Annotated in this window: 10 protein-coding genes and 1 riboswitch; of the genes, 9 read left to right on the forward strand and 1 reads right to left on the reverse strand. The window is 63.5% G+C overall.

Features of this window, described 5'->3' with window-relative positions; translation table 11 throughout:
• Nucleotides 1-22: 22 nt before the first annotated feature.
• The 9 genes from pgi to FFA61_RS02010 all read left to right on the forward strand — a co-directional run bounded on the left by pgi (nt 23) and on the right by FFA61_RS02010 (nt 11,396).
• Nucleotides 23-1,696, forward strand: coding sequence for a glucose-6-phosphate isomerase (pgi, locus tag FFA61_RS01970; protein ID WP_005962132.1), 1,674 nt, complete (start codon nt 23-25; stop codon nt 1,694-1,696).
• A 661-nt stretch (nt 1,697-2,357) separates the two neighbouring features.
• A complete protein-coding gene (locus FFA61_RS01975; RefSeq protein WP_005962130.1) occupies nt 2,358-3,347 on the forward strand; it encodes a malate dehydrogenase in 990 nt (329 codons plus the stop codon).
• 504 nt (nt 3,348-3,851) lie between these two features.
• On the forward strand, nt 3,852-4,715 hold the full coding sequence (gene purU, locus FFA61_RS01980; protein WP_005962129.1) for a formyltetrahydrofolate deformylase: 864 nt from the start codon (nt 3,852-3,854) through the stop codon (nt 4,713-4,715).
• 280 nt (nt 4,716-4,995) lie between these two features.
• Nucleotides 4,996-5,079: riboswitch (ZMP/ZTP riboswitch) on the forward strand.
• Nucleotides 5,080-5,119: 40 nt separating this feature from the next.
• The gene (gene glyA, locus FFA61_RS01985; protein WP_005962127.1) at nt 5,120-6,412 is read left to right on the forward strand and encodes a serine hydroxymethyltransferase; all 1,293 of its coding nucleotides are present in this window, start codon (nt 5,120-5,122) and stop codon (nt 6,410-6,412) included.
• Entirely contained in the window at nt 6,409-7,305 is an 897-nt protein-coding gene (locus FFA61_RS01990) for a bifunctional methylenetetrahydrofolate dehydrogenase/methenyltetrahydrofolate cyclohydrolase (protein WP_005962126.1), read from the forward strand. Before glyA ends, FFA61_RS01990 begins: the two co-directional genes overlap by 4 nt.
• Before the next feature lie 60 nt (nt 7,306-7,365).
• On the forward strand, nt 7,366-8,601 hold the full coding sequence (locus FFA61_RS01995) for an arginine deiminase (RefSeq protein WP_005962125.1): 1,236 nt from the start codon (nt 7,366-7,368) through the stop codon (nt 8,599-8,601).
• Nucleotides 8,602-8,615: 14 nt separating this feature from the next.
• On the forward strand, nt 8,616-9,614 hold the full coding sequence (gene argF, locus FFA61_RS02000) for an ornithine carbamoyltransferase (protein WP_005962124.1): 999 nt from the start codon (nt 8,616-8,618) through the stop codon (nt 9,612-9,614).
• Between the two features lie 67 nt (nt 9,615-9,681).
• Nucleotides 9,682-10,599, forward strand: coding sequence for an acetylglutamate kinase (gene argB, locus FFA61_RS02005; RefSeq protein ID WP_005962123.1), 918 nt, complete (start codon nt 9,682-9,684; stop codon nt 10,597-10,599).
• A complete protein-coding gene (locus FFA61_RS02010) occupies nt 10,596-11,396 on the forward strand; it encodes an exodeoxyribonuclease III (protein WP_005962122.1) in 801 nt (266 codons plus the stop codon). The genes argB and FFA61_RS02010 overlap by 4 nt, the downstream gene beginning before the upstream one ends.
• Before the next feature lie 273 nt (nt 11,397-11,669).
• On the opposite strand, the gene FFA61_RS02015 is transcribed toward FFA61_RS02010, so the two are convergent.
• On the reverse strand, nt 11,670-12,218 hold the full coding sequence (locus FFA61_RS02015) for a 2'-5' RNA ligase family protein (RefSeq protein WP_005962121.1): 549 nt from the start codon (nt 12,216-12,218) through the stop codon (nt 11,670-11,672).
• Between the last annotated feature and the right edge of the window lie 52 nt (nt 12,219-12,270).

Below are 12,270 nucleotides of genomic sequence, written 5' to 3' on the forward strand. Positions count from 1 at the left end.
TATCAACGAAGTAGGAGAACCCATGACCATCCCCACGCTCGATCCGATGATGACCGCCGCTTGGGAGGCCCTCGACGCTCGCGCTGACGCTTTCGACCCCGACCTTCGCGCCTGGTTCGAGGCCGACCCGGATCGCGCGTCGAAGTGGACGAAAACAGCTGCAGATCTGCGCGTTGACCTGTCGAAGAACCTCATTGACGAGGGCGTGCTCGCCGACCTGCTCGCCCTCGCGCAGCAATGCGGCGTCGGGGAACTGCGTGACCGCATGTTCGCCGGAGAACACATCAACACCACTGAGGATCGTGCGGTCCTGCACACTGCGCTGCGCCGCCCCGATACCGACGAACTCATCGTTGACGGCCAAGACGCGATCGCAGATGTCCACGAGGTCCTCGCGAAGGTTTATGACTTCGCCGACCGCGTGCGCTCAGGAGAGTGGGTGGGAATCACCGGCAAAGCGGTCAAGACAATCGTGAATGTCGGTATCGGCGGCTCCGACCTCGGCCCCGTCATGGCCTATGAGGCGCTCAAGCCTTTCGTCCGCGAGGGGCTCGAATGCCGTTTCATTTCGAACATCGACCCGACTGATGCGGGCGAGACGACGAAAGATCTCGACCCGGAGACGACCCTCGTGATCGTCGCTTCGAAGACGTTCACGACCCTGGAGACGATCACGAACGCGAAGGTCGTGCGCGACTGGTTCCTCTCCAGTTTGCGTGAGAAGGGCCTCGCCCAGGATGAGGCGGGGGAGAAGGAAGCGATCGCGAGGCATTTCGTCGCCGTGTCAACTGCCCTCGACAAAGTCGCCGAATTCGGTATCGACCCGAATAACGCCTTCGGCTTTTGGAGTTGGGTCGGTGGCCGCTACTCAGTGGATTCAGCGGTCGGTACTTCCCTCGCGATCGCGATCGGCCCGGACGGCTTTGAGGAGTTCCTCGCGGGCTTCAACGCGATAGATGAGCATTTCTTGAATGCCGCCCCTGAGCAGAACGTCCCGCTCCTCATGGGCCTGCTCAACGTCTGGTACTCGAACTTCCTCGGCGCGGATACGCACGCGGTCCTCCCTTACTCCCAGTATCTGCATCGTTTCCCGGCCTACCTCCAGCAGCTCACCATGGAGTCGAATGGCAAGTCGGTGCGCCGCGATGGCACTCCCGTCACCTATGAGACTGGCGAGGTCTTCTGGGGTGAGCCCGGCACGAATGGGCAGCACGCCTTCTATCAGCTCATCCACCAGGGCACGCGCATGGTCCCGGCGGACTTCATTGCTTTCGCGAACCCTGCCTGGCCGCTCAAGGACGGCGAGGCGGATATGCACGAGCTGTTCTTGTCGAACTTCTTCGCGCAGACGAAGGCCCTCGCCTTCGGTAAGACCTCGGAGGAGGTGCGCGCTGAGGGCACTCCTGAGGCGATCATTCCGGCGCGAGTCTTCACAGGTAACCGCCCGACGACCTCGATCATGGCTGCATCTTTGACGCCGCGCGTCCTCGGTGAGCTGATCGCCCTGTATGAGCACATCACTTTCGTTCAGGGTGCTGTCTGGGGCATCGACTCCTTCGACCAGTGGGGCGTCGAACTGGGTAAGGTTCTCGCTAAGCAGATCCTCCCGGCGATTACCGGTGATACGGATGCTCTCGCTGCCCAGGATTCTTCGACTCGCGGGCTCATCGAGTTCTATCGCGCAAATCGGGCGTGAACCCTGCTATGCCGCGATGCAGGTGCGTCATGCACGGGCTGCATCGCGGCATGGCAGTGCTGTGTTCCCCGGGTGTTCGGGAGTTCGTATCGAGGACGATCCGCCCTTGTACCAGTGCTGCGGATTCATGGTCGCTGTGTATGGCGATCCGTCCAATCCCGATGATGGGCGCAAAGGTGTGGTGTACGTGACGAATGCCAACATCGAGGTAGGTGGTCCGTTTCTCCCTGAGTGAGGAAGACAGTGATTTGAGAGCCTGTCGTTCTTCCTGCGTTTCGGTTTCTGGTTTGCGTACCTGGCATTGAGACCGGCTTCGCCACCACCTCACACAGGCATTCGTCTTGGCTGCTCTGAGTTCCTCAAGTAGGCCCTCGTCCTGACTCAGGCTTTCTTCTTGGCCAGGCTGTTCTCGCCTCCCCACCTCTCTTTACGCATCTGGACGTGGATGCGGGGCGGAAGTCCCTTCGTGTGACGAAGACACTGAGTTCAGCCCCCCGATTCATGGTCTAGATCACGTGCACAAGGTGTGGACACCTGGGACTGCTTTCCCGTGCTCTCACGGTTCAGAAGCAATACGCTTAGACCATCAGCGCGAACTCGTTCGCCCCTGTCGACGTCGACATCCGGCGTCCTTTTCGACAACACTAAGGAGTGCCGCATCATGGCAGAACCTCGTATCGTCACCGTCACCGGCGCCGCCGGTAACATCGGCTACGCCCTGCTGTTCCGCATCGCCTCAGGCCAGCTCTTCGGCCCCGATGTCCCCGTTAAGCTCCACCTCCTCGAAATCCCCCAGGCCGTGAAAGCCGCTGAGGGCACAGCCATGGAGCTCGATGACTGTGCGTTCCCGACCCTTGCCGGCGTCGAGATTTTCGACGATGCCACCAAGGCCTTCGAAGGCACCAACGTCGCCTACCTCGTCGGTGCAATGCCGCGTCGCCAGGGAATGGAGCGCGCTGACCTCCTCGAGGCGAACGCCGGTATCTTCGGCCCCCAGGGCAAGGCCATCAACGACGGCGCCGCAGATGACGTTCGCGTCCTCGTCGTCGGCAACCCGGCCAACACGAACGCCACCATCGCTCAGAACGCAGCCCCGGACGTCCCGGCCTCCCGCTTCACCGCGATGATGCGCCTCGACCACAACCGCGCTGTCGCGCAACTCGCCCACAAGACTGGTGCTGCTGTCGCCGACATCGAGGACGTCGTCGTGTGGGGCAACCACTCCGCCGACCAGTACCCGGACGTCTCCTTCGCGACCGTTGCAGGTAAGCCTGCCACCGAGCTCGTCGATGAGGCTTGGCTCGCCGAAACCTACCGTCCGGTCGTCGCCAAGCGCGGCGCCGCCATCATCGAGGCTCGTGGGGCCTCCTCGGCTGCCTCCGCTGCGAATGCCGCAATCGATCACATGTACTCGTGGATCCACGGCACCCCCGAGGGCGAGTGGGTCACCGCCGGCGTCATGTCCGACGGCACCCACTACGACGTTCCCGCGGGCCTGTGCTTCGGTTTCCCCGTCACCTCCGATGGTGGCGAATGGCAGATTGTTGACGGTCTGGAGATCTGCGCGGCGACCCGCGCGGGCATCGAGCACAACATCAAGGCCCTCCAGGAGGAGTACGACGCCGTTAAGGCGCTCGGCTTCATCAAGTGAGTGAGGCGAGTCCTTGACTCGCGTCGCGTCCTTAAACGGAAGGTGGCCGCAGACCACAAGGTCTGCGGCCACCGCGCGTATCACGTGCGTCTTCTTCGCAGCGTCGGCTCGGCCCAGTCGGGAGGGCTTTGCGGTGGCGGCCCAGCTCGCTTGGACAGCCCAGCGACCCAGCTCTCAGCCGACGGGGTGCAGCATTCTGACAGCGCCCGCAGAGCTTCCACGTAACGCCCCAGCCAGGGAGCTCTTGCAGGCTATCCCCAGCCCTGCGGCTCAGCCCTAAAGAAGAGGACCCACGAGCTCGCACGCCCAGCCTTTGAGCGACATAAGCTCTTCCAATCCCACCGAGTACCCTCGCCCTCGGCAAACAGGTTCCGGTGAGGTGAAGAAGCACAGAACAAGCCGGTGACGAGGCGATTCACCAGCCCTCGGACTTCCTCGAAGCTCCGCCCATCCCTCACCCTGGGCGATTCTTCGACGCACCCTCAAGTTGGCTAACCTTGCTCCATGACTGAAACTGCTGCGCCTTCGAAGCTCGTCCTCACACTCTCATGCCCCGATCAGCCGGGCATCGTTCACGCGGTCTCCGGCGTTATCGGCTCGGTCGAGGGCAATATCATTCAGTCCCAACAGTTCGGCGACCCGGATTCGGGTCTGTTCTTCATGCGCGTCGAAATCGATTCGCCCGTCGGGCGAGCACCCGTCGAAGAAGCAATGGCGGACATCGCGAAGCGTTTCGAGGCGACCTGGAACATTGACGACCTCGGGCGGCCCCTGAGGACCATCATCATGGTGTCACGCGAAGGCCACTGCCTCACTGACCTGCTCTACCGCCAGCGCTCCCAAGGGCTCCCCATTGAGGTCGTCGCAGTCGTCGGCAACCACCCCGACCTTGCGCCCGTCGCCCAGTTCTACGGAGTTCCCTTCCTCAACATTCCTGTCACGAAGGACACGAAGGCTCGGGCGGAAGCTGAACTCCTCGACCTCGTCCGTTCTGAGAACGTTGAACTCATCGTCCTCGCTCGCTACATGCAGATCCTCTCTGAGAAGGTCTGCGAGGAAATGGCCGGGCGGATCATCAACATCCACCACTCCTTCCTTCCCTCCTTCAAGGGCGCCCGCCCCTACGCCCAAGCCCACGACCGCGGCGTCAAACTCATTGGCGCGACCGCCCACTACGTCACCCCCGACCTCGACGAGGGGCCGATCATCGAACAGGATGTCACCCGCGTCACCCACGCGGACTCGACCCCGGACATGGTCTCCCTCGGTCAAGATGTTGAGCGCCGCGTCCTCGCGCAGGCGGTGCGCTGGCACGCCGAGCGTCGTGTCCTCCTCGACGGGGCGAGGACGGTCGTCTTCGCCCGCTGAACTGAGGAGCTCCTGGCTAAGGCCCAGGTTCCTTCCCCCGTCACAAGCGTCACGTCCAGGCACAAGCGGGGCTAAGCAAGGAATGACGGCTGAGCGGAAGAAGCAGGGCGTCACGTCCAGGTGCAAACGGGACCGAGTTCTGGCGCACATGAGACGAGGTAATAACCTCGACCGACTGAACAGCCCCGCAGCCCGCAACTCCTAACGTAAGCGAAACAGGCCGAGCCCAAGGCCCCGCCGCTTGGATCACTCTGCTTGAAGGGAGCGCTCCGCGATACAGTGGTGGGGTCGTGACTGGCGAACAGGTGGGGAACCACCGGGGAGCGATGAACAGGTACTGGGGCCGCCCGCCTGGGCCCGAATGCCGAGCGAGAAATCGGACGTTCCACAACAAGGAGAACCCTATGGATTCCCTCAATGACATGACTCTGGCCGAGCTCGATCCGCAGATCCGGGCCGTCCTCGACGCTGAACTCGAACGTCAGCGCACGACCCTCGAGATGATCGCCTCGGAGAACTTCGTTCCCCGCGCGGTTCTCGAAGCCCAAGGATCCGTGCTGACGAACAAATACGCCGAGGGCTACCCGGGCCGACGCTACTACGGCGGCTGCGAAGCAGTCGATGTCGCAGAATCCCTCGCGATCGAGCGCGCGAAGCAGGTCTTCACAGGCGCTGACTTCGTCAATGTCCAACCTCACGCGGGCGCCCAGGCGAACGCAGCGGCCCTCATGGCGATGGCGAATGTGGGGGACACGATCCTCGGCTTGTCCCTCGCCCACGGCGGACACCTCACGCACGGCATGAAGATCAACTTCTCCGGCAAGAACTATCACGCCGCAGCCTACGAGGTCTCCCCTGAGACGATGCGCATCGAACCCGAGAAGGTCCGCGAGGCCGCTTTGCGTGAGCGTCCGAAGGTCATCATCGCGGGCTGGTCCGCATATCCGCGTCACCTCGACTTCCAGGCCTTCCGCGAGATCGCAGACGAAGTGGGCGCTGTCCTGTGGGTCGATATGGCGCATTTTGCGGGCCTCGTCGCAGCCGGGCTCCACCCCACTCCGATTCCCCACGCCGATGTCGTCACGACGACCGTGCATAAGACCCTCGGCGGCCCCCGTTCGGGAATGATCCTGTCCTCTCGTGGCGAGCAATGGGGCAAGAAGATCAACTCCGCTGTCTTCCCCGGCCAGCAGGGCGGCCCCCTCATGCACGCGATCGCCGCGAAAGCGATCGCCATGAAGGTCGCGCAGACCGAAGAGTTCAAGGATCGTCAACGCCGCACCCTTGAGGGCGCGCAGATCCTCGCCGAACGCCTGAAGGCCGATGACGCGAAGGGCGCGGGAATCACCCTCGTCACCGGGGGCACGGATGTTCACCTCGTCCTCGTGGATCTTGTGAACTCGAAGCTGGACGGCCAGCAGGCCGAAGACCTCCTCCACGAGGTCGGGATCACCGTCAACCGCAATGCCGTCCCCTTCGATCCTCGCCCCCCGAAAGTCACCTCCGGTCTGCGCATCGGCACCCCCGCTCTTGCGACCCGCGGCTTCGACGCGAAAGACTTCGCCGAGGTCGCCGACATTATCGGCACGACTCTCGTGCAGGGCGCGTCCGGAGCTTCCGTCGACGTCGATGGCCTGCGCGCACGCGTGAAGGCCCTGACCGACGCGCATCCGCTCTACGCGGGGCTGGGCGAATGAGGGCGCCGTGGAACGGGCCCGCCCAGGTCCTCGACGGGAAAGCAACGGCCGACGCCATCAAAGCTGAACTCGCTGAAAGGGTTGCGGCGCTTCGCGAGCGCGGCGTCGTTCCCGGGCTCGGCACAATCCTCGTGGGCGAAGACCCCGGCTCGGTCACCTATGTGGCAGGCAAACACCGCGACTGCGCGGAAGTCGGTATTGAGTCGATCCGCGTGGACCTGCCCGCAAGCGCCACCCAGGAACAGATCGAGGCCGCCGTGGACCGTTTGAACGCCGACCCGGCGTGCACGGGCTACATCGTCCAACTCCCCTTACCCAAGGGGATCGACCAGAACGCGGTTCTTGAACGGATCGACCCGGAAAAGGACGCCGACGGCCTGCACCCGACGAACCTCGGGCGTCTGGTTCTGCGCGGTTCGGGGCCGATCGATTCACCGCTTCCCTGCACGCCAAGGGCCGTTATCGAACTCATGACCCGTCACGGGATCGACCTCAAAGGCAAGCACGTGTGCGTCGTCGGTCGTGGGGTCACGGTCGGCCGCTCCATCGGGCTGCTCCTGATCCGCCGCGAGGTGAACGCGACCGTCACCGTGTGCCACACGGGAACGAAGGACCTGGCCGCCCAGGTCCGACAAGCCGATGTCGTCGTCGCAGCCGCAGGCAGCGCGGGCCTCATCACGAAGGACATGGTGAAGCCGGGAGCGGTCGTCCTCGACGTCGGCGTATCGAGGATCGTCGGCGAGGACGGGAAGTCCCGTCTCGCCGGTGACGTTGCCGATGGGGTCGATGAGAGTGCTTCCTGGCTCTCCCCGAACCCCGGGGGAGTGGGCCCGATGACCCGGGCCCTGCTCGTGACCAATGTCGTGGAGGCCGCCGAACGCGGCGCGAAGTGAAGGCAGCGGGAAGGGGCCGACCGGTCCCTTCCCGCCTTGCGCTCAGAAGGGAAAACAGTCATGCAACCACAGGTCACCTCCGAGGTCGGCCCGCTCCGTTCGGTCCTCGTGCACCGTCCAGGCCGGGAGATGAACAGACTCACCCCATCCAACATGGGTGAGCTCCTCTTCGACGACCTCATCTGGCTCGAACGCGCCCAAGCCGAGCATGATGCGATGACCTCGCTGATGCGCAAACGCGGCATCGAGGTCCTCTATTTCACGGACCTGCTCACCGAGGCCCTCGAGGTTGAAGATGGGCGCGAGGAGGCCCTCGAACTCGTCTTCACTGAGCGCACGGTCGGGCCCGCCGCACTCGACGCCCTCCGTGGATTCGCGGCGGCCCTCGCACCCGCAGAACTTGCGGGAATGCTCATTGAAGGACTCACGAAGCGTGAACTCCTTGAGAGGATCGCAGAGCCGCGCTCCGCGTGGGTCTCGGGCCTTGGTCTTGACGATTTCATTCTCGCACCTCTGCCGAACCACCTCTTCACCCGAGACACCTCCTCCTGGATCGCAGGCGGTGTTGCAGTCTCCTCCATGCGCAAGCCCGCACGTCGGCGCGAGACCATCAACCAGGAGATCGTCTACCGCCTCCACCCCCGCTTCGCTGGGAAAGACATTCCCTTCTGGAAGCACGGAACTCTTGACGGTTCGGCCACGATCGAGGGCGGCGACATCATCAACGCGGGCAACGGGGCCCTCATCATCGGCGCCTCCGAACGCACCACCGCTCAGGGCATTGAGCGTCTCGCGCAGCGCCTCTTCAACGGGGGTGCCGCACGTGAGGTCATCGTCTTGCAGATCGCGAAGAAGCGCGCCCAAATGCACCTCGACACGATCTTCACAATGCTCGACGAGGGAGTCTTCACCGCGTATGCGGGCCTTGGTCGCGTCCGCACCCAGTCGATCCGCCCAGGCGCTCGCGGAGGCCTTGACATCACCGTCCATGAGGCTGAGGAGATGGAGTCCGTCATCGCCTCCGCCCTCGGCCTCGATGAGATCCGCATCCTCACAGTTCCCGCTGACTCTTTGACTGCTGAGCGGGAACAGTGGAATGACGGTTCGAACCTGCTCGCCCTCGAACCGGGGGTCGTTATCGCCTACGAGCGCAACACTGCGTCGAACGACTACTTCGCCTCCCAAGGCTTCGAAGTTCTCACCATTCCCGGCAATGAGCTCGGCCGTGGCCGAGGCGGCGCCCACTGCATGACCTGCCCGATTATCCGCGATACCGTATCCGCACCCCGACTTTGAGGAGACACGAACACATGACACACCCCCTCCACGGACGCCACCTGCTGCGCGAGATCGACTTCACTCCCGCCGAGTGGATGTCCCTCATCGACCTCGCGGCCGAGTTGAAAGCGGAGAAGAAGGAAGGGCGAGAGGTCCCTCGCCTCAAGGGACGCAATATCGCCCTCGTCTTTGAGAAGACTTCGACGAGGACCCGCTGCTCCTTCGAGATTGCGGCCGCCGACCAGGGTGCGCACACGACATTCCTGGACCCGACGGCCTCACAGATCGGACACAAGGAGTCCGTCGCCGACACCGCGAGGGTCCTCGGCCGCCTCTTCGACGGCATCGAGTACCGCGGTGATGAGCAGGCGAAGGTCGATACTCTCGCTGAGCTTTCCGGTGTGCCCGTGTGGAACGGCCTGACCGATGACTGGCATCCCACGCAGATGCTCTGCGATGCGCTGACGATGCGCGAGCATGCGGGCAAACCCCTCTCGGAGGTGTCCTACGCCTACGTCGGTGACGCGCGCTTCAACACGGGTCGCTCCCTGCTCGTCAACGGTGCCCTGATCGGCGCGGATGTCCGCATCGTCGCTCCGAAGCAGCTGTGGCCCGACGAAGAGTGCATCGCGAGCGCGAAGAAGATCGCCGCCGAGACGGGCGCGCGCATCACCCTCACGGAGTCCGTTGACGAGGGCGTCGCCGGAGTGGATTTCGTCCACACCGACATCTGGGTGTCCATGGGCGAACCCAAGGAAGTCTGGGATGAGCGCATTGCCCTGCTTTCCGCCTACCAGGTGAACGCGGAACTCATGGCGAAGGCCGCGCCGAATGCGAAGTTCATGCACTGCCTGCCCGCTTTCCACGACCGCAATACGACGATCGGCGAGGAGATCTTCCAGGCGACCGGTCTTGGTGAACTGGAAGTGACGAACGAAGTTTTCGAGGGCCCGGCGTCCATCGTCTTCGATCAGGCGGAGAACCGCATGCACACGATTAAGGCGGTCATGGTCGCAACCCTTGGCGACTGACACGGCAAGAACACGTGTGGCACGGGACGAACACATTCACGGCGTGCACAGGTGGTGAAGGAGAATCATGGCTGAGGCGCAAGCCCCGCATCTGAACAGTGAGCAGAGGGCCCGAGTCCTGGGTGAAGCACTCGGGTGGATGCGCGAGTTCCGCGGCGACATTGTCGTCATCAAGTACGGCGGTCACGCGATGACCGATCCTGATGCGCAGGAGGCATTCGCCTCCGATGTGCAGTTCCTCCAGCACGTCGGAATGTTCCCCGTGGTCGTGCACGGGGGCGGCCCCCAGGTCAGCGCGATGCTCGACAAGCTCGGCATTGAAACACCCTTCCGCGAGGGGGTGCGTGTCACGACCCCTGAGGCGATGGAGATCGTCCGCATGGTTCTCACAGGTCAGGTGCAGCGCCGCCTCGTGTCGCGCCTCAATCAGCGCGACAGTCTCGCGGTCGGCATCTCCGGCGAGGACGGGGCCCTGTTCAATGCGAAACGCAGGACCGGCGTTGACGAGAAGGGAGAGGAGATCGACTTCGGCCTTGTCGGCGAGATCACGAGCGTCGACCCGAGTGCCGTCCTCGAACTCCTCGACGCGGGGCGCATTCCCGTGATCTCGTCAATCGCGATCGATCAGGACAATGCGCGTCAGGTCCTTAACATCAACGCGGACGCTGCGGCCTCGGCCCTGGCGGTCGCCCTGGGCGCCTCCAAGCTCCTCATGCTCACCGATGTTGAGGGCGTGTACTCGAATTATCCGGATCCGGATTCTTTGCTGCACCATACGACGCCTTCGCAATTGCGGGCCCTGGGGGATGCGATCTCTTCGGGCATGATCCCCAAGGTTCAGGCCTGCCTTCAGGCGATCGAGGGCGGTGTCGACGCGGTTCACGTGGTGGACGGGCGTCAGATGCATTCGGTCCTCATTGAGGTGATGACTGACGAGGGCACCGGCACGATGGTTGTTCCCGACTCTGTGGAGAAGGACGCATGAAGATCTCGACTTGCAATGTGAACGGCGTGCGCGCCGCAGCCCGTAAGGGCCTTGCCGATTGGCTGGCCACCGAGGCGCCCGATGTGCTCCTCCTTCAGGAGGTGCGCGCCGAACCGGAGATCACGGAGGGAATCCTCGGGCCCCAGTGGGAGCTTTTGAGCGAACCCAGCCGTATCAAGGGCCGAGCGGGAGTGGCGATCGCCGTGCGCCGGGGAGCTCTGTCCATCGTTGATGTTCGCCACGGCCTTGACGATCAGGAGAGCGAAGCGGACTCGGGCCGCTGGATCGAAGCGACTTTGAGCGCCGGTGGTGAGTCTTGTCGCCTCGTGTCCGCCTACTTCCACTCGGGGGAGAAGGGGACAGTGAGGCAGGACGCGAAAATGGCGCATATGCCGCGCATCGCGACTCGCATGGGGGAGCTTTTGAGTGAGGGCGGCAAGACCCTCGTGTGTGGTGATTTCAATATCGTCCGCTCCAAGTCGGATATTAAGAACTGGACGCCGAACCACAATAAGCGGGCCGGGGTCCTCGACGAGGAGATCGCCTTCCTTGAGGAATGGCTCGACGCGGGATGGCATGATGTCGTCCGCGAGCTTGCGGGTGAGGTGCAGGGCCCTTACTCGTGGTGGTCGCAGCGCGGCAAGGCTTTCGACAATGACACGGGCTGGCGCATCGACTACCATTTCGCGACTCCTGCGATGGCGTCCGCGGCGAGAGACTTCGTCATCGGCCGTGCGCCCTCATACGATTCGCGTTTTTCAGATCATGCTCCTGTCACGGTGAGCTATTCCTTCTGAGATCCTTCACAGCTTCGCCCCGTCCTCGATGAACGAGTGCGGGGCGAGGCTTGTGCGCGGGGCGGAGCATACGCGGGGAGGAGCATAGGGGATCTCGGCACTGCTTGTGGGAGCGGAGAATCCTCAAGGGGTGGGCGGCAAAGAGCCTGGTGCACGCTCGGTGGTTCGACGCTCGCTGCCTCGTCCAGGCCGCGTTCCGGCCCTAAAGTCGGGTGTTGTTGGCGCCCTGGGCAAGCTTGTGAGCTGGCGGCGAATCCGGGCGTGGACGGGGCTTTAGATGGAGGAAGCTTCGAAGTCGAAGAGAGCCATCGTCGAGTACATGCCGTTCTCGTCGACGCGGTCGAGGCGAAAGCCAGGCACTAGCCAGGAGGCCTCGAAGTTCGCGCCGAGGTCGAGGGCAAGGTCGAGTGCGGGGTCATCCACGTCCTGCGCGAGAGTGACATGCGGGTGGTAGGGGAAACGCTGCTCGATGTCGAGAGGCCCGGTGCGGACTTCGTCGGCGAGGTTCGCGCATTCGGCGGCGCCTTCACTCAGGGACAAGAAAGCGACCTGGGAAAGAGGACGGAAAGAATCAGAGCCTTTGAGGGTGACGCGGAAGGGGCTGTGATGCTTTGCGACTTCGCGCAGGTGACGGATCACCTCTGGACGCTCCCCGGTGGGGAAGGGCGTCGGCGGCAGGATCGTGATGTGCGCGGGCACGCGAGAGCCCTGGAGATCACCGAGGCTCAGGCGCAATTCGGTGAGTTGGGTGACCCAGGGCTCCGGGATTGCAATGAGGACGCCGAGCCAGTCTTGGCCGGGGGAGCGGTGGGGGAGGAACATCAATCACCTGAGGTAGACAATGAGGTCAAAGCGCGTGCCCTATCCTAGGCGC

Origin of the sequence: Schaalia cardiffensis F0333 (genome assembly GCF_005886435.1) — a bacterium.
Classification (GTDB): domain Bacteria; phylum Actinomycetota; class Actinomycetes; order Actinomycetales; family Actinomycetaceae; genus Pauljensenia; species Pauljensenia cardiffensis.